We start from the raw sequence: 25,633 nt of genomic DNA, 5'->3' as shown, positions 1-25,633 counted from the left end.
CGGGAGGCGCGCATGTCTGACTTCGCCGCTGCGCCGTCCGGCCGCTTCCTCAAGATCACCGATGTTGTGAACGAGACCTCGCTGTCTCGCGCCACGATCTATCGCCTCGTCGCCAAGGGCGAATTCCCCGCCCCGATCCGGGTCAGCGCCCAGCGCGTCGCATGGGTCGAAGACGCCGTGCAGGGCTGGAAAGCCCAACAGGCAAGCGAGGCCTCCAATCAAGTGCCATGGGGGTATCCTAGGGGGTATCAGGCACAGGCGAACTCTAAAAAATATCTTTTAAACAGAGAGTTAGAGATGCAATCCAATTCCTCGCGGGGCATCCAATCTTCCCCAAATCGCTGAAATTGCGGGATAGTTCCCGAGCTCTCACGGCCTCGTGCGGCGTGCGCGGCGGTTTTCGCGCGTGCCGCTCACCATGGTGCGCGGCATCAATGGGTCGGGGCTTGCTGCCGGCAAAACGGGAAATGCCCAGCCTTTCGCTGCGGCGTTGATCGGCTCGATGGGGGACAGACCGATTCGCGGCGGGGCGGGGGGAACGTGCCGCTCACGAGCCGTCGGTAATCAGCGTCCCGCCATCCACCACCAGATTGTGCCCGGTGACAAAGGCCCCGGCATCCGATGCAAGGAAGACGGCAGCGCCTGCCACCTCCCGCGGCATGCCGGGGCGGCGCAGCGGGGTCATGGCCATGCGGCGGGCCATGAAGGCCTCGTCCGCCAGCAAGGGGCCGGACAGTTCGGTGGCGATGAAACCCGGCGAGATCGCGTTGACGCGTACGCCGCGCGGTCCCCACTCCACCGCCAGATTGCGCGCCAGCTGCGCGACGCCCGCCTTGGCAAGCGCATAGGCGTTGATGCGCCCGTTGCCTCTGAGGCCCGAGAGGCTGGAGACCAGTATCGCCGCCCCGCCCCCACGCTCCGCGATTTTTGGCAGGGCCAGGTTGCAGAGCGCGACCTGACTGGTGAGGTTGATCGCCATGACGCGGGCATAGTCAGCCATGTCGAGATCGGCAAAAGCCCCTGCCCTGCCGGTGATCCCGGCATTGCAGACCAGCACCTCCAGCCCGCCGAATTCCGCCACTGCGCGATCCACCAAGGCCGCAAGCGCCCCGTCATCGGTCACATCGCAGGGCTGCCCGGGCATGCCGAGTTCGGCAGCGACGCGCGCGGTGTCCTGCGCATCCTCGCTGGAGATCACCACGCGCGCGCCCTGCGCGATCAGCCCCTCGGCAATCGCGCGTCCGATCCCGCGCGTGGAGCCGGTGACGATGGCGCTCCGCCCCGCGAGGTCAAACTGGCCCGAGAGGTCGACCATGCTCAGTCCTCGTTTGCCGCCGCGTTGTAGACGGGATCGACCTGTTCGGGCTTGGCCTCATCCAGCGGCACGCCGTTATGGAGGTAAGCGGGTGCCTCGATCAGGATGAAGGCGATGCGGCAGACCGCGTCGCTGGTGTTGCGCCAGAGGTGGTTGGTGCCGCGCTGGACGATGATGCCGCCCTCGCGCACGGTCGTCTTGCGGCCGTCCTCCAGTTCCAGCTCTATCTCGCCCTTCATCACCACCCCGTAGTCGATCGAGTTGGTGCGGTGCATCGGGCTCTGCTTGCCCGGCAGCATGTCCACCACGCGGATCACCGATCCGCCTTCGAGCGTCGTGCCAGTGGGGCGTTCGCGGCCTTCGGTTTCGTCGTTGTTGTCGGCAGGGACGGTGGCGGTGGTCCAGATCGTCAGGAACGAGGCATCGCCCGAGGGGATCATTTTCGTCGGCGTCACGTCTTCGGAGCGGAACACCGCGCGCCCGTTCCCGTCGTGGCCGGTGACGACACGCTGGATGGGCGGCAGGCCGGAATCGGAAAGGACTTCGCTCATGCCTGTACAACCTTCTGTTCGATGACGCCGAACGGCGCGCGGCCGTCGGCAAGGGTTCCCTGCATGCGCACGGTATCGCCGAAGCGCATGAATTCGGTGCGCGGCGCGCCGAAATCGACCAACTCGATGCCGCGCCGCTCGGCGATGCAGGAGGAGCCGATCTCGCGGTAGTTTGCGTTGGAGACGGTGCCTGAGCCGATCACCGTACCCGCCACCAGATCGCGCGTGGCGCAGGCGTGGGCGACCAGTTCGTGGAAGCCGTGCCCCATCGGCTCGCCATTGGCGGCGCCGAAGCGCTGGCCGTTCCAGTCCACCAAGAGGTCCATGCAGACGCGGCCACTCCGCCACTGGTCGCCCAGTTCCTCCGGCGTCACCGCAAAGGGCGCCATCGAACAGGGCGGCTTGGCCTGGACCCAGCCGAAGCCGGTCTTCATCTCCGGCCCGGCCAGCTTGCGCAGCGACCAGTCGTTGATCTGCACGATCAGGCGAATGTGCTGCATGCAGTCTTCGGCGCAGGTCCCCATCGGTACGCCGTCGACGATCACGCCGAACTCGCCCTCGAAATCGATACCGTTCTCTTCGGTAAGGAAGCGCACATCCTCGGCCGGGCCGTAAAACTTGTCGGAAGTGCCCTGATACATCAGCGGCTTGCCGGTCTTCACCGGCACGACGCCCAGCGCCTTGTCCATCAGTTCGCCGTGGCAGGCGAACGCGGAGCCATCGAGCCATTGCCAGGCACGCGGCAGCGGTGCGCGCAGCAACGCGGCGTCCAGCGCCTCGGGAAACTCCGAAATCCCGGCCAGCACCGGCGCGACAAAGGCCCAGCTTTCCATCGCCTGCTGCAGCGTATCCACCGGCGCGGGCGCAAAACGGTCGCCCTCGGGCGAAACGACGACGAGGCGCCCGTCGGGGGTGCCGTCATCGAGGGTTGCGAGGCGCATGTCTTGGTTCTCTCCCGGAATGCTCTTTCCTTGAGAACCGGGCTAGCGAAGCCCTCCTGCGGCAACAACGGCATAGGATCGATAGCAAGCCATCGATAACATGCGATGGTCCCCGCTCGCCCCCCGGCGCTAGGTCCGGTGAAAATCACGTCACACCGGATCGGGAGAATATCATGGCCACCTGGCTGAAGCGCGGCGCCACTGCCGAGGCAAAGGCAGACGCGGACCGCAAGGTTCGCGACATCGTCGAGGCGGCGCTTGCCGATATCGAGAAGCGCGGCGACGAAGCGGTGCGCGAGATGTCTATCCGGTTCGACGGCTGGGACCGCGACGACTACCGCCTCAGCCAAGCCGAAATCGACGCCTGCGTCGACAGCCTGACCCCGCAGGAACGCAAGGACATCGAGTTCGCGCAGGCGCAGGTGAAGAACTTCGCCCAGATCCAGCGCGCTTCGATGCAGGACGTGGAAGTCGAGACGCTGCCCGGCGTCGTGCTGGGCCACCGGAACATCCCTCTGAATTCCGCAGGCTGCTATGTGCCCGGCGGCAAGTATCCGCTGCTGGCCTCCGCGCACATGTCGGTGATCACCGCCAAGGTCGCGGGCGTGAAGCGCGTCGTCACCTGCGCCCCGCCGTTTCAGGGCCAGCCCGCGCGCGCGATCGTCGCCGCGCAGGCCATGGCCGGAGCCGATGCGATCTATGCGCTGGGCGGCATTCAGGCGGTCGGCGCCATGGCGCTCGGCACGCAGAGCATCGATCCGGTCGATATCCTTGTCGGTCCCGGCAATGCCTTCGTCGCCGAAGCCAAGCGCCAGCTTTTCGGGCGTGTCGGCATCGACCTGTTCGCCGGGCCGACCGAAACCCTGATCATTGCCGACGAGATCGGCTGCGATCCCGAAATCGCCGCCACCGACATCCTCGGACAGGTCGAGCACGGGCCGGACAGCCCCGGCGTGCTGCTGACCAATTCGGAGAAGTTCGCCGGCGCGACGATGGCCGAGATCGAGCGCCTGCTGCAGATCCTCCCCACCGCCGACCATGCCCGCAAGGCCTGGGAAAACTTCGGCGAAGTGATCGTGGCGGACAGCTACGAGGAGATGGTCAGGGTCGCCGACGAGATCGCCAGCGAGCACGTGCAGGTGATGACCGCCGATCCGGACTATTTCCTGAGCACCATGACCAACTACGGCGCGCTGTTCCTGGGGAGCCGCACCAATGTCAGCTTCGGCGACAAGGTGATCGGCACCAACCACACGCTGCCCACGAAGAAGTCGGCGCGCTACACCGGCGGCCTGTGGGTCGGCAAGTTCCTGAAGACCTGCACCTACCAGCGCGTCACCACCGACGAGGCCTCGGCGCTGATCGGCGAATATTGCTCGCGCCTCTGCGCGCTGGAGGGCTTCGCAGGCCACGGCGAGCAGGCGAATATCCGCGTGCGGCGCTTCGGCGGGCGCAACGTGCCCTATGCCGGGCAGGCCGAACCGACGCCCGAGACGGCGGCCTGACCATGGCGATCCCGCAGACGCCGAGCCTGCGCCTTGATGGACGCCGGGCTGTGGTGACCGGCGCGGGCCGGGGCATCGGCCTCGCCGCCGCCGCCGCGCTGGCGGCGGCGGGCGCCGAGGTCACGCTGGTTGCCCGCACCTCGGGGGAGATCGAGGCGGCTGCCGCCGAGATCGGCAATGGTGCATGCGCCGCGACGCTCGACGTTTCCGACCTCGGCGCCGTGGCCGCGTTCTTCGCGGACCGCGCGCCGTTCCACGTGCTCGTCAACAATGCCGGCACCAACCGCCCCAAGCCGATGTGGGAGGTGAGCGAAGGCGATTACGACGCCGTGCTCGACCTCAATCTCAAGTCCGCCTTTTTCGTGGCGCAGGCCTGCGTGAAGCGGATGACAGGTACCGGCACCAGGGGCAGCCTGATCCACATGGGCAGCCAGATGGGGCATGTCGGCGGGCCGAACCGCTCGCTCTACTGCGCCAGCAAGTGGGCGCTGGAGGGCATGAACAAGGCCATGGCGCTGGACCTTGCCCCCCACGGCATCCGCTCCAACACGATCGCCCCGACATTCATCGAAACCCCGCTGACCAAGCCCTTCTTCGAGGACGAAGCCTTCAAGGCCAGCGTGCTTTCGAAGATCAAGCTCGGCCGCATCGGCCAGGTGGAGGACCTGATGGGCGCGGTGCTGTTCCTCGCCTCCGACGCCTCCGCGCTCATGACCGGCACCAGCCTTGTCGTCGATGGCGGCTGGACCGCAGAATAATCGCCCCAAGCGTTTTCCAATCAGGTGGAACACCTGATGCCTCGGAAAACGCGACAACCCAAAACTTCCCGCAGGATAGATCATGTTCGAACCGTTCCCCGGAAACTACGTCTGGAACCTCGCCACCAACCTCGCGCTCGCCTGCGGGGGCAATTACGGCGAGATCGACGCGGCCAACCGCCCGATCATGGAGGCGAGCAAGGCCGGCGCCGATGCCGGGTCCGCGCAGATGTTCGACAGCTGGATCGCGGTCGCCGATCAGGTCACCGCCAATGCCCAAGGCGACGAGGCGGCCGGTTTCCTGCTTTCCGCCGGCACCAAGTACTTGCGCGCCTCGGGCTACTATCTCGCGGCCGAGCGCATGCAGAGCCGCGACTATGCCCCGCGCTGGGCCGCCTACGACAAGGGGCTGGAGCTGTTCCACAAGGGCGCGAAGCTGCGCGGGCTGCATGTCGACAAGGTCGAAATCCCCTACGAGGACAGCGCCTATACCGCCATTTTTGTCCACGACGGTTCGGGCACGCCGCGCCCGACGCTGGTCTCGGTCAACGGGCTCGATTCGATGAAGGAGCAGGTCTGCATGGCGGGCCATGGCCAATCGAATCTGGAGCGGGGCATGAACACCCTGTTCGTCGACCAGCCCGGCACCGGCGAGGCGATCCGCAAGCGCGGCCTTCCCGCCGTGTTCGACGGCGAGCGCTGGGGCACCCCTGCGCTCGAATACCTGCTGACGCGCGATGACGTGATCCATGACCGGATCGGCATTTTCGGCCTCTCCTTCGGCGGCTATCACGCACCGCGCATCGCCGCCAACGAGCCGCGCTATGCGCTTTGCGCGGTGATGGGCGCCAACCACGTCTGGGGCCGCCGCCAGCGCGAGCGCGTGGCCAACGAAGGCGAGAACCCGGTGCCGCACTATTGGGACCACGTCATGTGGGTCTTCGGCATCGAAGCCCAAAATGGGGGGCGCGACGCCTTCCTCGAATACGCCGACCGGATCACGCTCGACGGGCAGGTGGAGAAGATCCGCGTGCCCTTCCTGATCACCCACGGCGAGAACGACCGCCAGATCCCCGCCTTCAATGCGCAGCTCAGCTACGATCAGGCGGTGAACAGCCCCAAGCGCACGCTCCGCGTCTTCACCAGGAAGGATTTCGAGGTCGAGCACTGCGGCGCCGACAACGGCACCGGCATGCGCGACTATATCGCCGACTGGTGCGCCGAAACCTTTGCGGAAATGGGCTGAGCGCGATGGCCGAATTCACCTTCCACCACGGCGGCGTCTCCGTTCCCAGTCTTGACGAGGCGATCGACTGGTACGGCCGCGTGCTGGGCTTCGCGGTCGAGAAGACGTTCTACATCGAAGCGGCCAGGTCCCGCACCGCGATGGTCCGCAAGGGCCCGCTGCGCTTCGAGATCTTCGAGGTGGAAGGCGCCGCCCCCCTCCCCGAGGACCGCCGCTCCCCGCCGCGCGATCTCAAGACCCACGGCAACAAGCATCTCGCCTTCCGGGTGGAAGACCTCGAGGCCTTCCTGGCCGAGATGGAGGAGAAGCAGGCCGACATCGCCTTTGTCGTGCGCGAGGCTTTCGGCAAGGGCTGCTTCATCCGCGACTGCGCGGGCAACCTGATCGAATTCGTCGAGGAGCCGGACCTGTGATCCACGAACTGGCCACACTCACCATCGACCCGGCCCGCGCCGCCGCGTTCGAGGCCGCGGTTGCCGAGGCGCGCCCGCATTTCGAGGCGGCCGGGGGGTTTGTCTCCTTCGCGCTGCACCGCTCGGTGGAGAACCCCGCGCGGTATCACCTCGTCGTCGGCTGGGAGAGCGTCGAGGCCCACATGATCGACTTCCGCGAGTCCGAGGGTTTTCAGGTCTGGCGTTCGCTGGCGGGCCCGTTCTTCACGGCGCCGCCTTGCGTCGAGCATCTTGCCCAGGCGATCTGAATACGCGATCTGAACACGCGATCTGAACGAGACCCGGCACGGCATCCCCCGGCCTGCGGCATACGCGGGAGTGGGGCGCGGGGAGCGGGGAGCGGGGAGCGGGGAGCGGGCTGGTGCCGCGAAATTCGCGTTTCGCGAATTGCCAGAGGCTCGCTCAGGCCTGGTTCGCCGCCGCGATCATGTCGCACTTCTGGTTGGCTTCCCGGGCACCGCCGCCCAGCAGCGAAACCGCCAGGAACCCGGCGAGCACCGCCACCACGAAGGCCACCGTCACCTTGCCCAGGTGCTTGTCGATCACTGCCTTGATCGGCGCGCCGAACAGGCGGAACAGCACGCCGACGATCAGGAAGCTGATCGAGCGCGAGATCACCGAGGCCCCGAGGAACACGAAGAGGTTCATGCCGATGAACCCCGCGGTGATCGTCAGCAGCTTGAAGGGGATCGGCGTCGCGCCCTTCACGATGATGATCTCCGCACCGTATTCGCGCAAATAGCACGCCGCCTTGGGGAAGCTGTCGGCCAGATGCAGCGCGCGCAGCAGCGCCTCGCCGAAGGCGGCATAGGCAAAGTGACCGATGGCATACCCCAGCAGCCCGCCGACGACCGAGGCCGTGGTGGCGATCACCGCATAACGAATCGCCTTTTTCGGTTCGGCCAGACACATCAGGCCCAGCAGCGGATGCGGCGGCACCGGGAAGAAGCTGGCTTCCATGAACGCGAAGAGTGCCAGCCACCAGCCGGCATGGCGGTGCGACGCCTTGGCCATGGTCCAGTCGTAAAGGCGGCGCAGCATCGAATTCTCCGCAATAAGGTATGGGCGCGTGCTTAGTGGGCACGGGTTCGGGCGGCAAGCAATAACCTATTTGGTTATTTCCTATTGACAGCGTAACGCCGATTAGGTACATATCGGGAACATCGCGAAATTCCGAGTCGCTCCGGCGTCTCCTTCGCGCCCCCACTCACAGCAACAGGATGTTCCGGATGGCCGAGCCGAAGCGCGCTTCGTCCGCTGCTGCCCCGTGCAAGCGTCGGACGAGGCTCAATGCCGATCTTGCCAGGAGCGAGGACAAGCTGAACCGCCACTGGCGCACCGCCTTCCTCGCCGTGCTGGCGGAAACCTCGAATGTCAGCGCCGCCGCCCTCGCCGCCGGGGTCCACCTCAGCCGCCCCTACAAGCTGCGCCGCAATGACCCCGACTTCGCCCGCGACTGGCGCGGCGCCCTGCTGGAAGGATACGAGAACCTCGAACTGGAACTGCTCCACCGGTTGCGCTTCGGCGAAACCAAGGACGGCGAGATGAAGTTCGACAACGCCAATGCCCTGCGCCTGCTCGGCCTCCACCGCGAGACCGTGGCACGCGAGCGGGCCATGCGCGAGGACGAGGACATCGGCGCCGTGCGCGCCTCGCTCCGGGCCAAGATCGCGCAGCTGCGCGAACAGGTTATCGCCCGCCGCGCGGCAGAGGAAGGCCCCCAGGATGGCTGAGGCCGACCCGCTGGACTGGCTGACCGAGGCCGAAAGCGGGGAGATCGAGGCGTTCATGGCCAGCCTCGACCGGAACGAGCGCCGCGAATGGCGCTGGGACTGGTCGATCCGGGCGCGGCCCTCGCAGCTCGCCCCGGCCGGCGACTGGCGCGTCTGGCTGGTCATGGCCGGGCGCGGCTTCGGCAAGACCCGCTGCGGCGCCGAATGGGTGCGCCTCGTCGCCGAGGAGAATCCCGATGCCCGCATCGCGCTGGTCGCCGCCAATCTGGGCGAGGCGCGCTCGGTCATGGTCGAGGGCGAGAGCGGACTGCTCGCGGTCGGTGCGCCGTGGCGCCGCCCGGTGTTCGAACCCTCGCTCAGGCGGCTGACCTGGCCGGGCGGCGCGCAGGCCACGCTCTATTCGGCCGCCGAGCCCGAATCGCTGCGCGGCCCCCAGCACAGCCACGCCTGGTGCGACGAGATCGCCAAGTGGGACAATGCCGCGGGGCGGGCAACGTCGGCCTGGGACAACCTGCTGATGGGCCTGCGCCTCGGCCGCGATCCGCGCGTGGTCGCCACCACCACGCCGCGCAGCATGCCGCTGGTCACGCGGCTGCTGGCGGATAGCGCCTCGGGCGAGGTCGTCGTCACGCGGGGGAGCACCTTCGACAATGCCGCCAACCTGCCCGCGCGCTTTCTCTCGGCAATGCGCCGCAATTTCGGCCGCAGCCTGCTCGGCAGGCAGGAGATCGACGGCGAGCTGATCGCCGACATCGAGGGCGCGCTGTGGAGCCGCGCCTTGCTGGAACGCTGCCGCGAGGCGCGCGCGCCTGCATGTTGCCGCGTGGTCGTCGGCGTCGATCCGCCCGCTTCGGCGGGCGGAGACGCCTGCGGCATCGTCGTCGTCGGCCTCTCGGCGGACGGCAACGCCCATGTGCTGGCCGATGCCTCGGCCGAGAAGGCCGGCCCCGAACGCTGGGCCCGCGCCGTCGCCGAGGCGGCAGTGGCCTGGTCCGCCGACCGCGTCATCGCCGAGGCCAACCAGGGCGGCGCCATGGTCGCCTCGGTGCTGCGCGCGGCGGAAGTTTCGCTGCCGCTGCGGCTGGTCCACGCCAGCCGCGGCAAAGTCGCCCGCGCCGAGCCCGTGGCCGCGCTCTACGAGGCCGGACGCGTGCGCCATGCCGGACTGTTCCCGGCGCTGGAAGACGAGATCTGCGGGCTTGTCGCCGGTGGTTCCTACCAGGGACCGGGGCGCTCGCCCGACCGCGCCGACGCGCTGGTCTGGGCCCTCACCGAGCTGATGCTCGGCAAGGCTTCGGCCCCGCAAGTGCGCTTGCCCTGAAACACGAACCTTGCGCGGCTCCGGCCGCTCCCTCCCGCCTGGAAAGGAACCCCACGTGTCCTTCATCGATACGTTCGTCGCCGCCTTCAAGGGCGAGAGTGCCCGCGTGCCCCTGGCGCGAGGGCCCGCCTCACCCTGGTTCTTCGCCGAAGGCGACGGCGGGCGAGCCCCCTTCGAATATGCCTCGGCGGTGCGCCGGGCCTATCTCGAGAATCCCGTCGCCCAGCGCGCGGTGCGGCTGGTGGCCGAAGGGATCGCCGGCGCCCCGCTCAAGGCCGCCGATCCGAAGCTCGCCGCGCTCATCGGCGAGACCAGCGCCGGGCAGTCGCTGCTGGAAACGCTCGCCTGCCACCTGCTGCTGCACGGCAATGCCTATGTGCAGGTGCTCAAGGACGCGCGCGGGCGCCCTGTCGAACTCTTTGCGCTGAGGCCCGAGCGCGTGACCGTCGTCGCGGGCGAGGACGGCTGGCCCGCCGCCTATGCCTATGACGTGGCGGGACGGCGCATGACCATCCCGCTGCACGGCGAGGATGCCTCGCCCAACGTGATCCACATCCGCCACTTCCACCCGGCGGACGATCATTACGGTGCCGGCTGCCTTGCCGCCGCCGACGAGGCGATCGCCACCCACAATGCCGCCGCGCGGTGGAACCGCCAGCTTCTCGAAAACGCCGCCCGCCCCTCCGGCGCGCTGGTCTACGAGACCGGGGACGGCGATACCCTCACCCCCGAACAGTTCGACCGGCTCAAGACCGAACTGAGCCAGGCCTATGCCGGATCGCACAATGCCGGGCGGCCGATGCTGCTGGAAGGCGGGCTCAAGTGGCAGGCCATCGCGCTGACGCCTGCCGACATGGACTTCGCCACGCTCAAGGCCGCCGCCGCCCGCGACGTGGCGCTGGCCTTCGGGGTGCCGCCGATGCTGCTCGGCCTGCCGGGCGATGCCACCTATGCCAATTACCGCGAGGCCAACCGCGCGCTCTGGCGGCTGACGCTGCTGCCGCTGGCCGCCAAGATCTTCGCGGCGCTCTGCGAAGGACTGGCGCCGTGGTTCCCCGAGGCCTGCCTTGCCATCGACCTCGATCAGGTCCCCGCGCTGGCCGAGGACCGCGAGCGGCTCTGGTCGCAAGTGAGCGCCGCCGATTTCCTCGATGGCGACGAGAAGCGCGCGCTGCTCGGCCTGCCCGAACGCCCCCATTCCGGGAAGGAAGTGGAGAACAAATCATGAACCAGAAGGACATGCTTGCCGGTCTGCTGGCACAGGCGGCCTCCGAAGGCGGCGATCTGGTGACCCTGCGCGCCGTGGTCGAGGAAGCGAGCGAAGTCGGCGCGCGGCGGATGCTGTCGCGGATCGGCCTCGACGATGCCACCGCGCCCGGCGACCTCACCGAACTGCGCGAACTGCTGCAGGCCTGGCGCGACGCCAAGTCCAGCGCCCGGGCCGCCGCCATCGGCTGGTTCGTGCGCGCGGTGCTGGCCGCGCTGCTGCTTGGCCTGGCGGTGCGCTGCGGCACCACGGAGCTGCTGCGTTGAGCCGCGACTTGCGCTTCGCTGGCTATGCCGCGCTGTTCGACCGGCGCGATTCCGGCCGCGACACCATCCGCCCCGGCGCCTTTGCCCGCACCCTGGCCGAGCGCCGCGATCCGCTGCCGCTCTACTGGCAGCACCGGCCGGACGTGCGCATCGGCTGGGTCGAGACCGCTGCCGAGGACGCGCGCGGCCTGCGGGTGGTGGCCAGGATCGACAATCCCGACGGCGCCGCCGGCCTCGCGCTCAGGCGCGGCACCGTCAACGGCCTGTCGTTCGGCTACCGCGCGCGCTCCAGCCGCCAGGATGCGGCGGGCCGCGAACTGCTCGACCTCGAACTGTTCGAAGTCAGCCTCGTCACCCACCCGATGCAGCACGGCGCGCGGGTGCACCTCGTTTCCTGACTCTGCCTTCCCCTCCTCCCGACAGTTTTCCGCCGCCCGTCCGGCGGCTCCCAAGCGAAAGGTGAATGCCCCATGGAATCCACGAACCCGGTCGAAGCGCTCGACTCCTCGTTCGATCTTGTCACCCGCCAGGACGCCACCGAAGCCGCCGTCGAAGCGCTGCGCGGCGATGTCGAGGACGTGAAGTCGCGGCTCGACCGCGTCGGCCGCGCCGCCGCCCGCCCGCTGATCGAGGGCGCCGCCACCGCCGCCTCGGTCGAAGTGAAGGGCTTTGTCGACGGCTACTTGCGCATGGGCCGCGAGACCGAGCTGAAATCGATGTCGGGCCTCGTCGCCGCGGACGGCGGCTATGCGGTCCCGCGCGAGATCGACGCGCTGATTTCCAGCCGCCTCAAGAACGTCAGCCCGATCCGCTCGATCGCCCAGGTCGTGCAGACCGGTACGGCCGGTTATCGCAAGCTGATCAACACCGGCGGCACCGCCTCGGGCTGGGTCAGCGAGACCGGCGCCCGCGTCGAGACCGCCAGCCCCAGCCTTGCCGAGATCGTGCCGCCCTCCGGCGAACTCTACGCCAATCCCTCGGCAAGCCAGGCCATGCTCGACGATGCCATGTTCGACATCCAGACCTGGCTGGCGGACGAGATCGCGATGGAATTCGCCCGCGCCGAAGGCGCCGCCTTCATCACCGGCACCGGCACCAACCAGCCCAAGGGCTTTCTGGCCGCTCCCACCGCCGCGACGGCTGACGCCGCCCGCGCATTCGGTACCCTGCAGTTCCTCGTCTCCGGCAATGCCAGCGGCTTCGACACCGCGCCGGAACTGAAACTGATCGACCTTGTCCATTCACTGAAGGGCGGCCACCGCCAGGGCGCCAGCTGGGTGATGAACTCCAAGACGCTGGCAGTGGTGCGCAAGCTCAAGGCCGCCGACGGCTCGTTCCTGTGGCAGCCGGGGCTGATGGAAGGCCAGCCCAACCGCCTGCTGGGTTATCCGGTGGTCGAGGCCGAGGACATGCCCGATGTCGCCGCCAATGCCTTCCCGATCGCCTTCGGCAACTTCCGCGCCGGCTACCTGATCACGGAGCGCAGCACGACCTCGATCCTGCGCGATCCCTATACCAACAAGCCCTTCGTCAACTTCTACGCAACGAAGCGGATCGGCGGGCAGGTGCTCGATTCGGACGCGATCAAGCTGCTCAAGATCTCGGCCTGACGGAAGCGGCATGCCTCGGGGGGCCCTCCTCCCTCCCCGAGGCCCCGCTTTCACGCAGGGGGTGGTCTGGTGCCGCCCCTCACCGGGCCGCCCCCTGCGCCTGTTTTCCTCCTGATCGGAGACACCCATGCACCGGGTCATCCTTACGCCGGCCACCCTGCCGTCCTCGGCGCTTGCCGAGCTCAAGCAGTGGCTCGGCATCACCACCGCGCGCGACGACGCTCCGCTTGCGCAGCTCCTTGCGAGCACACTCGACATGTTCGAGGCCTTTACCGGCGTCATGCCGCTCGCCGCCTCGTGCGAGGAAACGCTGCCTGCCCACCCCGGCTGGAACGTACTGGCCACGCGTCCGGTTCAGGCCATCACCGCGCTCGACGGAATTGCCGCCGACGGCACCCGCTTTCCGCTTTCCTCCGGCATGTACGAGGTCGACCTCGGTGCCGATGGCAGCGGCCGGGTGCGGCTGCCGATGCCCGCCGCAGCCAGCCGCGTCGCCGTCCGCTTCACGGCGGGCCTCGCCGCCAACTGGGATGGCCTGCCCGATGCCCTGCGCCACGGCATGATCCGCCTTGCCGCCCACCAGCACCGCGAACGCGAGAACGAGGGCGCAGCGCCGCTGCCGCCCGCCTCGGTCGCCGCGCTCTGGCGGCCCTGGCGCCGGATGCGGCTGGCATGAGCAGCGGCCTGATCGAGACCCGGGTGGACAAGGCCTTCGACGCCCTTGCCCGGCGCCTCACCGCCCGCGCCGCCGCCATCGCGACTGCCGTTACCGCCGCCAACGCCGAAACGCAGGCCCTCGCCGCGCGCGGGGACAAAAGCCGGTGGCGCCGCGCGGATCTCCTCTGGCCGCTTTTCGCGAAAGGATAGTCCATGGAAATCGCCCTTCGCGCCGCGCTGATCGACTGGCTTGCCGCCGATCCCGTGCTGGCCGCCGAACTCAACGCGGTGGCCGAGGAAGCCCCCGCGCGCACCAGCCTGCCCTGGCTCGCCATCGCTTCGAGCGCGAGTGCCGACTGGAGCTGCAAGACCGCTCCCGGCCGCGAGATCCGGGTGGCGCTGGAGCTCCATTGCCGGGGCGATGCCCCCGATGCCGCGGGAACCCTCGTCCGTGGAATCGAAGCGCGGGTCGAGAGCCTGCCGCGCACGCAGCCCGCGTTCCAGATCGTCACCGCCCAGTTCCTGCGCGCCCGCGCCGAGCAGCGCGGCGAAAGCCGCCGCGCGATCCTGCTCGAATACCGCTTCCGCCTCATGGCGGCCTGACCCTCAGGCAATCCTTCGACAAGCTCAGGATGAGCGCAGTTGGGTGCCTGCTCTCCTCCCGCTCAGGCTGAGCCTGTCGAAGCCTCACCGATCCAGCCCCGATCACAGGAGACATTCCATGCCCGCCCAGAAAGGCAGCGCCTTCCTTCTCAAGATCTCCGACGGCGCAACGCCCGCCGTCTATCAGACCGTCGCCGGTCTGCGTACCACGCAGATGTCGGTCACCAGCGATACTGTCGTCATCACCAGCAAGGACAGCGGCGGCTGGCGCGAACTGCTGTCGGGCGCGGGCGTGCGTTCGGTTTCGGTCAGCGCGGCGGGAATTTTCCTCGGCAGCGCCGCCGAAGCCCGCATCCGCACCAATGCCATGGCGGGCACGCTTGCCGACTACGAACTGAGCTTCGAGGACGGCGACAAGCTGCGCGGCAAGTTCCTCGTCCAGCGGCTGGACTACGCCGGCGACTTCAATGGCGAGCGCAATTACACGATCCAGCTCGAAAGCTCCGGCACGGTCGCATCGGCATGACGGAACTCGGGATGACGGAACTCGGGATGACGGGGGCCGCGTCTCCGGCCAATGGCCTGCGCGGCGAGGCCATGCTCGCCATCGGCGATGCCTCCCACCGGCTGCGACCGACCTTCACCGCGCTGGTGGCCGCCGAAGAGGAACTCGGCCCGCTTTTCGCCCTCGTCGAGCGGGCCGGGGCGGGGCAGCTGCGCCTTTCGGAGTTGGCGGCACTGTTCTGGCACTGCCTCGATGCACAGGGCCGGCCGCCGCGAGAGGCGGTAGGCGAAGCCGTCCTCGCCGCCGGCCTTGCCGCCTGCGCCGCGCCGCTGCGCACTTTGCTCGGCCAGATTCTCAAGGGCGCAGGATGAGCGGGGAGCGGTTCGCTTCGGCAGCCCTTGCCCTTTGCGGTCTCGCCGCGCGCACGCTCGGCTGGCGCCCCGGCGAGTTCTGGGAAGCCACCCCCGCCGAACTCGCCGCCGCCCTTGGCCTGCCCGCCGTCACCGACGCCCCCGGAATCGACCGCGAGACCCTCCAGAAACTGATGGAAAACGACCATGAGCGATGAAATCGACAGCCTGCTGGTGGACGTGCGCGCCAGCACCGATGGCTTCACGCGCGACATCGCCCGGATGCGTTCCAGCGTCGATAGCAACCTCGTCTCCGGATTCACCCAGGCCGGACAGGCCCTGGAAAAAGGGCTGACCGGCGCCATCCAGCGCGGTAGTCTCGGCTTCGACGATCTCAAGCGCGTGGCCCTCGGCACGCTGTCCGACATCGCCGCGCAGTCGGTGCAGGGCCTGTTCTCCTCGCCGGGCGGCTCCTCCTCGCCCGGCAGCAGCACCGCGAGCCTGTCCGGTCTGTTCGCGGGCCTGCTCGGCCTGCCGGGCCGCGCGACCGGCGGCAATGTCTCTCCGGGACGAGGCTATATCGTCGGCGAACGCGGACCGGAAATGTTCGTGCCGACGTCGGCGGGTCGGATCGAGACCGGCAATCCCGGCGGCGTCAGCGGGGGAGGGCGCGACGTCAAGGTCTCGATCCACCTTTCCAGCCCGCGCGGCAGCAGCGTTCCGCAGTCGCTGCAGCGCTCCTCGCGCCAGGTCGCCAGCACCGTGCGCCGCGCGCTTTCCACCCGCTGACATACCGGAGAATTCCCATGGCATTCTGGCTCGCGAACAGGCGCGAAGGGCAGGCCAGCGACTGGATCCAGCGTTTCGATCCGCGTTTCTGGACGGTCAACTTCCCCCGCCCGATGATGGCCGCGCTGGTCTCGACGTCCGCAGACAGCCTGCGCGTCGATGCCGCCTTCCTGCGCAAGGCCGACCTTGGCGGGCTGATCTGGGAAAGCGAGGACCGCTTCGACCACCCCCTGCTCGCCTACCGCACCGACCGCGACTATGCCCATACCGCGCTGCGTTTCCGCTGGCGCTCGGCAGGCGTGGTGCCGCTCGATGCGGTCAACGGCCCGACCCTGACCATCGAGGGCCGCGACGAGACCGGCACCGCGCGCACCTGGTACGTGCGCCTCTGGAACTATGCCGAGGGCACCGGCGAGGATGCCGTGGTGACCTTGCGATTCTCCGACCTCGACGGCGGCTTCATGCTTCCGGCCGAAGCCGATCCGGTCTGGCCGCGCGCGATCGAGCGCCTGTTCATCTCGTTCGCCCCGCCCGGCTACGACGGCACCAGCACCGAGCCGCTCGCCGCCGAAGCCGAAGGCTGGATCGAACTGAGCGAAATCCGCGCCGACGGTGCCCGCGCCATGCTGGAGATCGGCGACGTGATCGTGCCGCCGCACGGCCTCGCCATCGCCACCGGTTTCGACGATCAGGGCGTGCAATGCCCAAGACGGCTGATCCGCAACGCCGTCCAGCTCGGCTATCGCGGCTCGATCGTCCATTACCTCGGCATGAGCCACCATTTCCGGCTCACCCATGGCGAGAGCGGCTATCGTGTCGGCACCGGCAGCGATCCGCTGAACACCCCGACCCGCGCCTGGCACAAGACCTTCTTTACCGAATGCGTCGCCCGGGGCCTCAGCCCGATTGCCTCGCTGTCCTACGAAGTGCTCGACCAGCATGCCCCCGCCGGCTGGAAACAGCGCGACCTCGACGGCCATGCCGCGCTGACCGGCTGGGATCCGCCCTCCACCCTGCTTTCGCCCGCTTGCGCGCCGGCGATGCTCTGGCTCCAGTCGGTCGGCAAGGCGGTGGCGGGGCTGATGGTGGCAGCCGGTGCCCCCGTCCGCTTCCAGGTCGGCGAACCCTGATGGTGGACTTTTGCCGACGGCCGCATCTGCCTTTATGACGAAGCGGCCCGCGCCGCGTTCGGCGGTTCCCCGCCCGCCATCACCGACATGCGCGCGCCGCTCGATGCCGCCCAGACCGCGCTTCTCGATGCCGCCGGCGCGCTGCTGGCCCAGTCGACCGCCGCCCTTGTCGCCGCGATCCGCGCCGATGTGGCGCCCTCCCCGGTGGAAGCCCTGGCGCTGGTCTTCACGCCGACCGTGCTGGATCCGGCCATGCCCGAACTGCACCGCGCCAATCTGCCGGTCGGCTGGGCAGCCCCGGCCTTCGACCGGCTGCAGGTGGAAGACTACGACTGGCTCACCGCCGGTGCCGATGCCTTGCGGCGGGAAGCCTATGCCACCATCGATGCCCGGCTTGGCTATCCGCCGGAACAGCAGGACTACCTCGCCGGCTTCGTGCTGAGCGGCGATGAGGCCGCCCAATGGCAGCGCATCGATGCCGGTATCGACGAAGCCCTCACCCGCGCCCCCCACGAAATCGTGGTCTGGGCGCTCCCCCAGATCGCCCGCGACGGCTTTGTCCGCCTGCCGCCGCCACCCTCCGACAGTTCAGGAACCGATCCGATGCAGGCCTTCGACGATGTGCTCTATCCGATCGCGCTGGGCCGCGACGCCACCGTGATTCCCGAATTTTCGACAACGATCTCGGTCACCGCCTCCGGTTTCGAGCGTCGTAACAGCCTCTGGTCGAATGCGCGCCTGCGCTTCGATGTCGGCCCCGGCGTTCGCTCGGATGCGGAACTGGGCGAACTGATCGCCTTCTTCCGCGCACGCCGGGGCCCGGCCCGCGGTTTTCGCCTGCGCGATCCCAGCGACTTCAGCTCCAATGGCATGACCGGCCTGCCCGCCGCCGCCGATCAGCTGCTCGGTATCGGCGACGGCCTGCGCGCCGACTTTGCGCTGATCAAGCATTATGGAAGCGAAGAGGCCCTGCAGGTCCGCCGCATCACCCGGCCCGATGTCTCCAGCCTGACCGTTGCGCTCGACGGCACCGTGCAGGTCGGCAACTGGAGGCTGTTGCCGCTCGGCGTGATCGTGTTCGAAACGGCGCCCCCGGCCGGCGCCCGCATCAGCGCCGGTTTCGAGTTCGACGTGCCGGTGCGCTTTGCCGAGGACAGCCTCGAAATCGCCGGGTCCGCCTTTGCGGCCGGTGAGGCCCCCAGCGTTCCCGTCGTCGAGATCCGGGAGGCCGCATGACCCGCGCCTGGTTCGCCACCGAGCTCGAAACCGTCGCGACGTTCTGGCGCATCTTGCGCAGCGACGGCGTGACGCTGGGTTTCACCACGCACGACGTCGACCTGTGGTTCGACGGTGTCCGCCACCACGCCTCCCCCGGCATGGTCCCCTCCTCGATCCGCAAATCGGCAGGCTTCGAGGCGGACAGCGCCGAAGTGCAGGGAACGCTCACCCACGATGCCATTGCAGCCGATGACCTTGCGGCGGGCCGTTTCGACGACGCCGGCGTGCATATCGGCCTCGTCGACTGGGAAACCCTGGAGGCGAGCGTCCTCTACGCCGGAACCATCGGCACGGTCCGCGAGGAGGATGGACGCTTTGGCGCCGAACTCGTCTCGCGCAAGGCCGAACTGCTGCGCGATCCGGTGCCGCGCACCAGCCCCACCTGCCGCGCCCGGTTCTGCGGACCGGGCTGCAACCTTTCCCCGGCCGCCTTCACCCGCGAGCGGCAGGTTCTGGACGTCGATCTGGACAGCAATGCCGTCCTGTTCGGTGGTGCCTTCGATTCAACCGGCCATGCCGGGGGAACGCTGCGCTGGCTTGATGGGCCCATGGCAGGCATGACCATGGGCATCCAGGCCGCCAGCACCGGCCAGGGCGTGATAGTCGACACGCCGCTCGTCCCGCCGATCCCCGCGGGTGCGCGGGCGCTTGTCCGTGAAGGCTGCGACCACACGCTGGCGACCTGCGCATCGCGTTTCGGCAATGCCGTGAACTTTCGCGGCGAGCCATTCCTGCCCGGCAACGATCTGCTGACCCGCTATCCGACTCCCGGTTCATGACCGGTGACGAGATAGCTCGCGCCGCGTCGGCCCTCGTAGGCACGCCGTTTCGTCTGCATGGCCGCGATCCCCGCTGCGGGCTCGACTGTGTTGGCGTGCTGGCTCTCGCCATCGGCAGGACTGCCGCCTTCCCCAACGGCTATGCCCTGCGCGGAGGAAACCTGGAGGCGATCAAGCGCCTGGCATCGGCGCTGGGGCTGGTACCGGCCGGGGGCAAGGTCCTCCCCGGAGACGTGCTGCTGTTCCGCCCCGGCCCCGCCCAGTTCCATTTCGCGATCGCCGCGAAGGGGAACCTCATCGTTCACGCCCACGCCGGCCTGCGCCGGGTGGTCGCAGGCCCCTGCCCCGACCACTGGCCCCGGATCGGCCATTGGCGCGTGCAAAATCCGAGGAATTGAAATGGCAACGCTCGTTTTCAGCGCGGTCGGCACGATGGTCGCCGGTCCGGTCGGAGGGGCCGTGGGATCATTGGTGGGCAGCCAGGTCGACGCCGCCCTGTTCGGCTCCCCCAATCGTCAGGGCGCGCGGCTCAAGGAACTGGACGTCACCACGTCCAGCTATGGCCAGCCGATCGCCCGCCATTTCGGCCGCATGCGTGTCGGCGGACAGATGATCTGGGCCGCCAACCTGGTCGAACACAGCGAAGTCACCGGCGGCGGCAAGGGTGCCGCATCGGTCACGGCCTACAGCTATACGGCCAGCTTCGCGGTTGCCCCGTCCAGCCGCCCGATTCTCGGCCTCGGCAGGATCTGGGCCGATGGCAAGCTGCTGCGCGGCGAAGCCGGCGATCTCAAGGCCGGCGGTACCCTGCGCATCCACCGCGGAACCGGTGACGGCGAACTGGACCCCCTGCTCGCTGCGGCACAAGGTGCCGGACAGTGCCCGGCCCACCGCGACCTTGCCTATGTCGTCTTCGAGGATCTCGACCTCTCGGGATTCTACAATCACATTCCGTCGCTGACATTCGAGGTCATCGCCGACGCAGGCTTCGACCTTGCCGACATTCTCGGCGAGGTCATCGACCAGGTCGACACGCAAACGACATTCGACGAACTGGCCGGTTTCACCAGTGACGGCGCCTTGGCAGATGCGCTGGCGACGCTCGATTGCGTCTATCCGCTCGACATCGATTGTGCCGGCACGCGCCTCGTCATTGCACGCGAACGCTATCAGAGCGCACCCAAAACCGTCAGCGAAGCGACGCGCGCTGTGGGCGATGACGAATTCAGCGCCGCCACCGGCATCTCCCGGCGCCGTGCGCCGCGCGCCGAGCAACCGGTGTCGAGCCTGCGCTACTATGACGTGTCGCGCGATTATCTTCCCGGCGTCCAGCACGCGACCGGCCGGGCAACGCCGGGACAGCCCCGCACCCTCGAACTTCCTGCCGCGCTCGAGGCATCCCGCGCGCGCGCGCTTGTCGAACGTGTTTCCGGCCGGCTCGACTGGAGCCGTGACACGGTCACCTGGCGCACCGCGGAACTCGATGGCGACATTGCGCCTGGAGCCTGCGTCAGTTTCGACCAGATGCCGGGACGATGGCGCGTGCGCGAATGGGAATGGCGCGATACCGGCATTGAAATCACCGCCGAGCGCATGCCTCCGACCGAACGCGCCTGGTCTCTGGCGTTGCCCACGGATCCTGGGCAGGCGCACCAGCAGGAAGACCTGCCTTCCGCCCCGACCCTGATTGCCGCCTTCGAATTGCCCTATGATCCGGCGACCGGTTCGCCCGCTACGGCACGGCCCCTCGCGGCCGTATCGTCCGGCCAAGCCAACTGGAACGGCGCGGCGCTATATGCCGACCGCGGTGACGGTTCCCTGCTGCCGCTCGGGCCGAGCGGGCGAACCCGCTGCGTCATGGGGCGTGTCACGAACCTGGTGGCCGCCGCATCGCCGCTTCGTTACGACCGGGGCTCGGAGATCATCGTGCAATTGGCCGACAATGGCATGCAGCTGGCCTCGGCTACGGCACGCCAGCTTGCCGAAGGCGCAAACGTGGCGCTTGTCGGCGAGGAGCTTATCCAGTTCGCGCAAGCGACACTCCTCTCCGGCGGGACATGGCGTTTAACCGGATTGCTGCGTGGTCGCGGCGCGACCGAGAACGGAATTGCGACACACGCGGCAGGCGAAACGTTCGTCCTGGTCGACTCGCGCCTGACATCGCTGGATCCGGCCAAGCTTGGCAGCAACAGTACGCGCCGGATCGTGGCGATCGGCCTGGGCGATCCGCAAGGCGTGGGAACGGGCGTGGCCCTGTCCGGTCTCACCTTGCGCCCGCCCGCCCCCGTCCATGCCCGCACGCGTATCCTCGCCGATGGCACCCGGCGCTTCGAATGGACCCGGCGCGCGCGCGGACTGCATGACTGGCGCGACGGCGTCGACGTTCCGCTGATCGAGGAAACCGAGAGCTATATCGTCAGCTTCGGACCTCCCGGTTCCCCCCTTGCCCAATGGACGACCGGCCAAGCCTCGCTCGACCTCGCACCGCACATCCATGCCGCGCTCGCCGCCCAGGCCCCGGATGAACGATTCCATGTGGTGCAAAAGGGAACTTTCGCATTGTCCGATCGACTGGATCTCGGCCCCATAGCCTGACGCGCAGCGACCTGCGGCAACCTCCATCCGCCATCTCGGGAAGACATGACATGACCGATCCTTTCGCCTTCGAGACCGTCACCGCGAAGTTTGCCTTGCCGCTGCTCCACACCGGGCAAGCCGGCAAGGAAGCCTTCGTCAACGAAGCATTCTCCCGCACCGATGCCCTGCTCCATTGCGCGGTCGAAGGTGAGCGCGACGAACCCGCGGAAGAAGCGGCCGAGGGTGATGTCTGGCTGGTGGGAGAAAACCCGACCGGCGAATGGACCGGCCACCCGGCAAGCCTCGCCTGTCGCCAGAACGGCGCCTGGCTGTTCCTGGAGCCGCGTGACGGGCTGCGGGTGTTTGACAAGGCCAGCAGTCAGGAGCGACTTTTTTTCGGCATCTGGAGAAAAGCTTCGCAATTCGTGGAACCACTTGGCGGTACGACCGTTGACGTCCAAGCTCGGGCAGCCATCACTGAACTGATGGTTTCCCTGCAAGCCGTGGGTATCCTGCCTTCGGCGTGACAAGTGCCAATGCAACCGGGGTCAACAAGATGTCGTCGATTTCGAAGAACGGAGTCACAAGACGGCCCCAAGGCCCCGAAAACGCGACATTCTTGCAACACATGTCGTCATTGTGCGCTTGCACGCTGTTTATTGAGGGGGTAGACACTTACGGCACTCGGTGGCTCCAAATCTCTTAGTAGGGGAAACGTATGAGGAAACTCGTCATCGGACTGGCGCTGGCTTCGACAGCCATCGCCACGCCCGCGTTCGCACGCGACGACGCTTGGTATCTGGAACTCGACTTCGGCCCGATGATCGTCGAAGACGCCAGCGTTAAGGTCGACGGCGTCAAGGCTGACGACCAGATTGATTTCAAGACCGGTTGGGATGGCGGCGCCACCATCGGTTACGACTTCGGTGGGTTCCGTCTTGAAACCGAAGCCAGCTATCGTCAGGCTGCGGTGAAGTATGTTGGCGGTCACGCCAGCAACCTGACCTTCATGGTCAACGGCCTGCTCGACTTCGGTCCCGACGACGGCCTTCAGGGCTTTGTCGGCGGTGGTGCCGGCGTTGGCCGCGTCGACGTCGACGCGATCGACGATTCGGACACCGGCTTCGCCTGGCAGGCAATCGCGGGCATTCGCGCGCCGATCTCCAGCCATGTCGATGTCGGCCTGAAGTACCGCTTCATGAACGTCGACAACGTCAAGCTGGTTGGTGACGACGGTTCGTCGTACAAGACCCGCTGGCGCTCGCACTCGCTGATGGGTACGCTGGCGTACAACTTCGGCGAACCGGCCGCTCCGCCGCCGCCCCCGCCGCCGCCGCCCCCGCCGCCTCCGCCGCCCCCGCCGCCCCCGCCGCCCCCGGCTGTGGTCTGCAACAAGGGCCCGTACATCGTGTTCTTCGACTGGGATAAGTCGGACATCACGCCTGAGGCTGCAACCATCCTCGACAGCGCGATCACCGCTTACGGCAACTGCAACAGCGTGCCGATCATGCTGGCCGGCCACACCGACCGTTCGGGTACGCCCAAGTACAACATGGGTCTCTCGAGCCGTCGTAACGACTCGGTCCGCGCTTACCTGACCAGCCACGGCGTGCCCGATGGCGCGATCTCGAGCCAGGCCTTCGGTGAGACGCAGCCCCGCGTTCCGACCGCCGACGGCGTGCGCGAACTGCAGAACCGTCGCGTCGAAATCACCTACGGTCCGGGTTCGGGCATGTAAGTGTACCGGCAACGGTAAATGGATTGGGGGCGGAGCGATCCGCCCCCTTTTCTTTTGCCATCGAACATGGCGATGGCCCGATGGCAAAAACAAAGCCCCGCTCGATCGAGCGGGGCTTTGTTTTTGGAGTCGTACGGAAAAGCTTGGATCAGGCCGCGTAATGCGTGGTATCTTCCAATCCTGCATCGGCGAAACCCGCTCGCCGCAACCGGCAGCTGTCACACAGACCGCAAGCGCTCCCGTCCGGCTGAGGATCATAACACGACCAGCTCATGCCTACGTCAAAGCCCAGGCGATAGGCTTCGCGCGCGATATCCGCCTTCCCCATGAACTGCAGAGGTGCATGGATACGGAACTTGGTCCCCTCATCCCCCCCCTTGGTTGCCAGCGTGGCGATGTTCTCGAACGCGGAAATGAATTCGGGGCGGCAATCGGGATAGCCGGAATAGTCCAGCGCATTGACGCCGATGAAGATGTCGGAGGCACCGATCGCCTCAGCCCAGGCCAGCGTGAGCGACAGGAACACCAGATTGCGGGCCGGTACATACGTCACCGGAATCCCGGGCTCCAGTCCGTCCTTGGGAACCGAAATATCGTCGGTCAGCGCCGATCCGCCGAACTGGCGAAGATCGAGGGGCAACACCACATGGCGCTCCGCCCCCAGCACCTGCGCGATCTGCCGCGCAGCGTCGATCTCGCGCCGGTGCCGCTGATTATAGTCGATGGTCAAGGCATTGACCGAATAGCCCGCCTCACGGGCCAGTCCGCCGGATACCATCGAATCGAGACCACCGGACAGAAGGACCACAGCCTTCCTGCCCTCAGTCGCTATAGACGTGTCTTGCATGACCTCTGCGCTAGGCGCTCTCACCGGCGCTGACAACCTTCAACCGCCACAAGCGCCTGTCCGTCGACCCTCGGCAGCAAAGGCAAAAGGCTGGCCACCGGCAATGCCCTGCCCATCGATCTGCACCAATCCATTGGTTTCGCGTCGGACGTGGGTACGCCCATATCCGCGCCCGGCACATGTATACTGCACGGTGACTTCGTTCGGCCTGTCGTCTATCACCACAAGGCTGCATGCCGCCCTGGGGTGGCGCAACTGGATGAGGTCTCGCCCGCCGTGCAAGCAAACCTTCCTGGGCTGGATGCCCTCGCCATGCTCACGCAGCTCCCACTGCCCCGCAGCCAATTGATCAAGCATCAGGAGCGGGCGCGTTTCAGCGAAGACAGCGGCCGAACAGAGGGTAATTCCACACCCCGCCACAAGTAGTGCACGTGCTGGATGCTTCATACGTTTTGACCTCTGAAAGAAGCAGGGCCGGCCTGCCCGGACCGGCCCCGATTTCGGTTTCGGTGTCGGTTTCAGGCCGGAATATGAAGGATCTTCGAGCAAAAGGCGCAATCCACCGGTATCAGGCCAGTTTCATCCCGCATATCGATGCGTTCGCTTTCGGGAAAGCGGGACAGGATGTTCTGGTAATACGATACCGAGCAGCGGCATCCGCGCTGAAGCGGCTCCAGCGGTTCGACGCGAACCTCCTCTTCCTCATGGAAGAGCCGCCAGACCAGCTGCTCGAGATTGAGGACCGGATCGACCAGTTCCTCCGGACGGACACTTCCCGCCATGATCGAAACATGCTCCCAGTCGGGATGCTGTTCCTTGGCGTGGAGACGTTCCTTGCCTTCCTCGCCGTCCGGCAAGTGCTGGACCAGCAACCCGCCAGCGACGCAGCGTGCATCGCTGGAGCGCACGCTGACCCGGATGAGTGTCGGAACTTGCTCGGACATGGCGAAATAGCTCTCGCACGCATGCGCCAGCGAAGTCCCCTCAAGAGGAACAACCCCCTGATAACGCTCGTTCGAAACCGCAAGGTCGAAAGTGATCGCCAGATACCCCTTGCCGAAGATCGCCTCGAGCGAACAATCCTCTTCAAGACGCGTGGCGAGATCGGGATCATGCCGCAGGTATCCCCGCAACTCCCCGTCTCGGTAATCGCAGACCAGAAGATCGACCGCGCCTCCCTCGGCCTGAGCCTGGAAGGTCAATTGCGCACCGTCTTCCTTGAGCAGCGAGCCCATCAAGGCTGTCAGAACAAGTGCTTCCGCCAGGACGTGCTTGACCACCCTGGGATAGGTGTGAGCCGAAAGCACGGTCTCGAGTACCGGCCCCAGCCTGACCACACGGCCCCGCGCATGACGCGCAGGCACCGTGAAGGCCAGCACCCGGTCGAACCCGGTATCGTCGTCCCGCATCAGCGC

The 25,633-nt window shown here is 67.4% G+C and carries 30 protein-coding genes and 1 pseudogene; 25 read left to right on the top strand and 6 right to left on the bottom strand.

Annotation, left to right across the window (positions count from 1 at the left end; all coding sequences use genetic code 11):
- Positions 1–12: 12 nt before the first annotated feature.
- Positions 13–345, top strand: coding sequence for a helix-turn-helix transcriptional regulator (locus DM450_RS17385; RefSeq protein WP_142636912.1), 333 nt, complete (start codon positions 13–15; stop codon positions 343–345).
- 202 nt (positions 346–547) lie between these two features.
- Here DM450_RS17385 and DM450_RS17380 read toward each other — a convergent pair whose 3' ends face one another.
- Genes DM450_RS17380 through DM450_RS17370 form a run of 3 tightly spaced genes read right to left on the bottom strand, consistent with a single transcriptional unit; the run spans position 548 to position 2,807 of the window.
- Positions 548–1,315 (bottom strand): SDR family NAD(P)-dependent oxidoreductase, encoded by a 768-nt coding sequence (locus DM450_RS17380; protein WP_142636909.1) that lies wholly within the window; start codon positions 1,313–1,315, stop codon positions 548–550.
- 2 nt (positions 1,316–1,317) lie between these two features.
- Positions 1,318–1,866 (bottom strand): cupin domain-containing protein, encoded by a 549-nt coding sequence (locus tag DM450_RS17375; protein WP_142636907.1) that lies wholly within the window; start codon positions 1,864–1,866, stop codon positions 1,318–1,320.
- Complete coding sequence (locus tag DM450_RS17370; protein ID WP_142636905.1) at positions 1,863–2,807, bottom strand: fumarylacetoacetate hydrolase family protein; 945 nt, start codon at positions 2,805–2,807, stop codon at positions 1,863–1,865. The genes DM450_RS17375 and DM450_RS17370 overlap by 4 nt, the downstream gene beginning before the upstream one ends.
- Positions 2,808–2,980: 173 nt before the next feature.
- Between DM450_RS17370 and hisD the strand changes: the two genes are divergently transcribed.
- From hisD to DM450_RS17345, 5 genes are all read left to right on the top strand, one after another.
- A complete protein-coding gene (hisD, locus tag DM450_RS17365; protein ID WP_142636903.1) occupies positions 2,981–4,312 on the top strand; it encodes a histidinol dehydrogenase in 1,332 nt (443 codons plus the stop codon).
- A gap of 2 nt (positions 4,313–4,314) precedes the next feature.
- Positions 4,315–5,070 carry an SDR family NAD(P)-dependent oxidoreductase gene (locus DM450_RS17360; protein WP_142636901.1) on the top strand — a complete coding sequence of 252 codons (756 nt, stop codon included), beginning with the start codon at positions 4,315–4,317 and terminating at the stop codon, positions 5,068–5,070.
- A gap of 82 nt (positions 5,071–5,152) precedes the next feature.
- Positions 5,153–6,316, top strand: coding sequence for an alpha/beta hydrolase family protein (locus tag DM450_RS17355; RefSeq protein ID WP_142636900.1), 1,164 nt, complete (start codon positions 5,153–5,155; stop codon positions 6,314–6,316).
- A gap of 5 nt (positions 6,317–6,321) precedes the next feature.
- Positions 6,322–6,729: a VOC family protein gene (locus tag DM450_RS17350; protein WP_142636898.1), complete on the top strand. Its 408-nt coding sequence runs from the start codon at positions 6,322–6,324 to the stop codon at positions 6,727–6,729.
- The gene (locus DM450_RS17345) at positions 6,726–7,016 is read left to right on the top strand and encodes an antibiotic biosynthesis monooxygenase family protein (RefSeq protein WP_142636895.1); all 291 of its coding nucleotides are present in this window, start codon (positions 6,726–6,728) and stop codon (positions 7,014–7,016) included. Before DM450_RS17350 ends, DM450_RS17345 begins: the two co-directional genes overlap by 4 nt.
- 154 nt (positions 7,017–7,170) lie before the next feature.
- Here the strand turns inward: DM450_RS17345 and DM450_RS17340 are convergent, their stop codons facing one another.
- Positions 7,171–7,809 (bottom strand): YqaA family protein, encoded by a 639-nt coding sequence (locus tag DM450_RS17340; protein ID WP_142636893.1) that lies wholly within the window; start codon positions 7,807–7,809, stop codon positions 7,171–7,173.
- Between the two features lie 188 nt (positions 7,810–7,997).
- On the opposite strand from DM450_RS17340, the gene DM450_RS17335 reads away from it, so the two are divergent.
- From DM450_RS17335 to DM450_RS17245, 19 genes and pseudogenes are all read left to right on the top strand, one after another.
- Entirely contained in the window at positions 7,998–8,501 is a 504-nt protein-coding gene (locus DM450_RS17335) for a hypothetical protein (protein ID WP_142636891.1), read from the top strand.
- Complete coding sequence (locus DM450_RS17330) at positions 8,494–9,822, top strand: DNA-packaging protein (protein WP_142636889.1); 1,329 nt, start codon at positions 8,494–8,496, stop codon at positions 9,820–9,822. The genes DM450_RS17335 and DM450_RS17330 overlap by 8 nt, the downstream gene beginning before the upstream one ends.
- 55 nt (positions 9,823–9,877) lie before the next feature.
- Positions 9,878–11,050, top strand: a complete 1,173-nt coding sequence (locus DM450_RS17325; RefSeq protein WP_142636887.1) for a phage portal protein — start codon at positions 9,878–9,880, stop codon at positions 11,048–11,050.
- A complete protein-coding gene (locus DM450_RS17320; RefSeq protein WP_142636885.1) occupies positions 11,047–11,355 on the top strand; it encodes a DUF6127 family protein in 309 nt (102 codons plus the stop codon). The genes DM450_RS17325 and DM450_RS17320 overlap by 4 nt, the downstream gene beginning before the upstream one ends.
- Entirely contained in the window at positions 11,352–11,753 is a 402-nt protein-coding gene (locus DM450_RS17315) for an HK97 family phage prohead protease (RefSeq protein WP_242526288.1), read from the top strand. The genes DM450_RS17320 and DM450_RS17315 overlap by 4 nt, the downstream gene beginning before the upstream one ends.
- A gap of 72 nt (positions 11,754–11,825) precedes the next feature.
- The gene (locus DM450_RS17310) at positions 11,826–12,965 is read left to right on the top strand and encodes a phage major capsid protein (RefSeq protein ID WP_142636883.1); all 1,140 of its coding nucleotides are present in this window, start codon (positions 11,826–11,828) and stop codon (positions 12,963–12,965) included.
- A gap of 127 nt (positions 12,966–13,092) precedes the next feature.
- A complete protein-coding gene (locus DM450_RS17305) occupies positions 13,093–13,641 on the top strand; it encodes a hypothetical protein (RefSeq protein WP_142636881.1) in 549 nt (182 codons plus the stop codon).
- Positions 13,638–13,832: a hypothetical protein gene (locus DM450_RS17300; protein ID WP_142636879.1), complete on the top strand. Its 195-nt coding sequence runs from the start codon at positions 13,638–13,640 to the stop codon at positions 13,830–13,832. Before DM450_RS17305 ends, DM450_RS17300 begins: the two co-directional genes overlap by 4 nt.
- Before the next feature lie 3 nt (positions 13,833–13,835).
- On the top strand, positions 13,836–14,225 hold the full coding sequence (locus DM450_RS17295; protein ID WP_142636877.1) for a DUF3168 domain-containing protein: 390 nt from the start codon (positions 13,836–13,838) through the stop codon (positions 14,223–14,225).
- A 118-nt stretch (positions 14,226–14,343) separates the two neighbouring features.
- Positions 14,344–14,751: a phage major tail protein, TP901-1 family gene (locus DM450_RS17290; protein ID WP_142636875.1), complete on the top strand. Its 408-nt coding sequence runs from the start codon at positions 14,344–14,346 to the stop codon at positions 14,749–14,751.
- Between the two features lie 11 nt (positions 14,752–14,762).
- Entirely contained in the window at positions 14,763–15,101 is a 339-nt protein-coding gene (locus DM450_RS17285) for a gene transfer agent family protein (protein ID WP_260609964.1), read from the top strand.
- Entirely contained in the window at positions 15,098–15,298 is a 201-nt protein-coding gene (locus DM450_RS17280) for a phage tail assembly chaperone (RefSeq protein WP_142636873.1), read from the top strand. Before DM450_RS17285 ends, DM450_RS17280 begins: the two co-directional genes overlap by 4 nt.
- Positions 15,288–15,869, top strand: a complete 582-nt coding sequence (locus DM450_RS17275) for a tail tape measure protein (RefSeq protein WP_142636871.1) — start codon at positions 15,288–15,290, stop codon at positions 15,867–15,869. Before DM450_RS17280 ends, DM450_RS17275 begins: the two co-directional genes overlap by 11 nt.
- A gap of 17 nt (positions 15,870–15,886) precedes the next feature.
- Positions 15,887–18,235, top strand: a pseudogene (locus DM450_RS17270) (DUF2460 domain-containing protein).
- Positions 18,232–19,056, top strand: coding sequence for a DUF2163 domain-containing protein (locus DM450_RS17265; protein ID WP_142636869.1), 825 nt, complete (start codon positions 18,232–18,234; stop codon positions 19,054–19,056). The pseudogene DM450_RS17270 and the gene DM450_RS17265 overlap by 4 nt, the downstream one beginning before the upstream one ends.
- Positions 19,053–19,454 (top strand): C40 family peptidase, encoded by a 402-nt coding sequence (locus DM450_RS17260; protein WP_142636867.1) that lies wholly within the window; start codon positions 19,053–19,055, stop codon positions 19,452–19,454. Before DM450_RS17265 ends, DM450_RS17260 begins: the two co-directional genes overlap by 4 nt.
- Position 19,455: 1 nt before the next feature.
- Entirely contained in the window at positions 19,456–21,651 is a 2,196-nt protein-coding gene (locus tag DM450_RS17255) for a phage tail protein (RefSeq protein ID WP_142636865.1), read from the top strand.
- A gap of 50 nt (positions 21,652–21,701) precedes the next feature.
- Positions 21,702–22,160, top strand: coding sequence for a DUF2793 domain-containing protein (locus DM450_RS17250; protein ID WP_142636863.1), 459 nt, complete (start codon positions 21,702–21,704; stop codon positions 22,158–22,160).
- 191 nt (positions 22,161–22,351) lie between these two features.
- Positions 22,352–23,371, top strand: a complete 1,020-nt coding sequence (locus DM450_RS17245) for an OmpA family protein (protein ID WP_142636861.1) — start codon at positions 22,352–22,354, stop codon at positions 23,369–23,371.
- 148 nt (positions 23,372–23,519) lie between these two features.
- Here the strand turns inward: DM450_RS17245 and queC are convergent, their stop codons facing one another.
- Together queC and DM450_RS17230 are read right to left on the bottom strand one after the other, a co-directional pair.
- Complete coding sequence (gene queC / locus DM450_RS17240; protein WP_142636859.1) at positions 23,520–24,218, bottom strand: 7-cyano-7-deazaguanine synthase QueC; 699 nt, start codon at positions 24,216–24,218, stop codon at positions 23,520–23,522.
- Positions 24,219–24,736: 518 nt separating this feature from the next.
- A complete protein-coding gene (locus DM450_RS17230; RefSeq protein ID WP_185928787.1) occupies positions 24,737–25,627 on the bottom strand; it encodes an Hsp33 family molecular chaperone HslO in 891 nt (296 codons plus the stop codon).
- Positions 25,628–25,633: the final 6 nt, after the last annotated feature.

Origin of the sequence: Sphingomonas sp. IC081 (assembly GCF_006874585.1) — a bacterium.
In the GTDB taxonomy this organism is placed as follows: Bacteria; Pseudomonadota; Alphaproteobacteria; order Sphingomonadales; family Sphingomonadaceae; genus Novosphingobium.
Note: the sequence above shows the minus strand (reverse complement) of the source record. Positions and strands in the feature narration are given on the sequence as shown.

Bases quoted from the DNA above. Each gene is read 5' to 3' on its own strand.
- DM450_RS17385 (WP_142636912.1), top strand. From the start codon at position 13: ATGTCTGACTTCGCCGCTGCGCCGTCCGGCCGCTTCCTCAAGATCACC.
- DM450_RS17380 (WP_142636909.1), bottom strand. From the start codon at position 1,315: ATGGTCGACCTCTCGGGCCAGTTTGACCTCGCGGGGCGGAGCGCCATC.
- DM450_RS17375 (WP_142636907.1), bottom strand. From the start codon at position 1,866: ATGAGCGAAGTCCTTTCCGATTCCGGCCTGCCGCCCATCCAGCGTGTC.
- DM450_RS17370 (WP_142636905.1), bottom strand. From the start codon at position 2,807: ATGCGCCTCGCAACCCTCGATGACGGCACCCCCGACGGGCGCCTCGTC.
- hisD (WP_142636903.1), top strand. From the start codon at position 2,981: ATGGCCACCTGGCTGAAGCGCGGCGCCACTGCCGAGGCAAAGGCAGAC.
- DM450_RS17360 (WP_142636901.1), top strand. From the start codon at position 4,315: ATGGCGATCCCGCAGACGCCGAGCCTGCGCCTTGATGGACGCCGGGCT.
- DM450_RS17355 (WP_142636900.1), top strand. From the start codon at position 5,153: ATGTTCGAACCGTTCCCCGGAAACTACGTCTGGAACCTCGCCACCAAC.
- DM450_RS17350 (WP_142636898.1), top strand. From the start codon at position 6,322: ATGGCCGAATTCACCTTCCACCACGGCGGCGTCTCCGTTCCCAGTCTT.
- DM450_RS17340 (WP_142636893.1), bottom strand. From the start codon at position 7,809: ATGCTGCGCCGCCTTTACGACTGGACCATGGCCAAGGCGTCGCACCGC.
- DM450_RS17335 (WP_142636891.1), top strand. From the start codon at position 7,998: ATGGCCGAGCCGAAGCGCGCTTCGTCCGCTGCTGCCCCGTGCAAGCGT.
- DM450_RS17330 (WP_142636889.1), top strand. From the start codon at position 8,494: ATGGCTGAGGCCGACCCGCTGGACTGGCTGACCGAGGCCGAAAGCGGG.
- DM450_RS17320 (WP_142636885.1), top strand. From the start codon at position 11,047: ATGAACCAGAAGGACATGCTTGCCGGTCTGCTGGCACAGGCGGCCTCC.
- DM450_RS17310 (WP_142636883.1), top strand. From the start codon at position 11,826: ATGGAATCCACGAACCCGGTCGAAGCGCTCGACTCCTCGTTCGATCTT.
- DM450_RS17305 (WP_142636881.1), top strand. From the start codon at position 13,093: ATGCACCGGGTCATCCTTACGCCGGCCACCCTGCCGTCCTCGGCGCTT.
- DM450_RS17300 (WP_142636879.1), top strand. From the start codon at position 13,638: ATGAGCAGCGGCCTGATCGAGACCCGGGTGGACAAGGCCTTCGACGCC.
- DM450_RS17295 (WP_142636877.1), top strand. From the start codon at position 13,836: ATGGAAATCGCCCTTCGCGCCGCGCTGATCGACTGGCTTGCCGCCGAT.
- DM450_RS17290 (WP_142636875.1), top strand. From the start codon at position 14,344: ATGCCCGCCCAGAAAGGCAGCGCCTTCCTTCTCAAGATCTCCGACGGC.
- DM450_RS17285 (WP_260609964.1), top strand. From the start codon at position 14,763: ATGACGGAACTCGGGATGACGGGGGCCGCGTCTCCGGCCAATGGCCTG.
- DM450_RS17280 (WP_142636873.1), top strand. From the start codon at position 15,098: ATGAGCGGGGAGCGGTTCGCTTCGGCAGCCCTTGCCCTTTGCGGTCTC.
- DM450_RS17275 (WP_142636871.1), top strand. From the start codon at position 15,288: ATGAGCGATGAAATCGACAGCCTGCTGGTGGACGTGCGCGCCAGCACC.
- DM450_RS17265 (WP_142636869.1), top strand. From the start codon at position 18,232: ATGACCCGCGCCTGGTTCGCCACCGAGCTCGAAACCGTCGCGACGTTC.
- DM450_RS17260 (WP_142636867.1), top strand. From the start codon at position 19,053: ATGACCGGTGACGAGATAGCTCGCGCCGCGTCGGCCCTCGTAGGCACG.
- DM450_RS17255 (WP_142636865.1), top strand. From the start codon at position 19,456: ATGGCAACGCTCGTTTTCAGCGCGGTCGGCACGATGGTCGCCGGTCCG.
- DM450_RS17250 (WP_142636863.1), top strand. From the start codon at position 21,702: ATGACCGATCCTTTCGCCTTCGAGACCGTCACCGCGAAGTTTGCCTTG.
- DM450_RS17245 (WP_142636861.1), top strand. From the start codon at position 22,352: ATGAGGAAACTCGTCATCGGACTGGCGCTGGCTTCGACAGCCATCGCC.
- queC (WP_142636859.1), bottom strand. From the start codon at position 24,218: ATGCAAGACACGTCTATAGCGACTGAGGGCAGGAAGGCTGTGGTCCTT.
- DM450_RS17230 (WP_185928787.1), bottom strand. From the start codon at position 25,627: ATGCGGGACGACGATACCGGGTTCGACCGGGTGCTGGCCTTCACGGTG.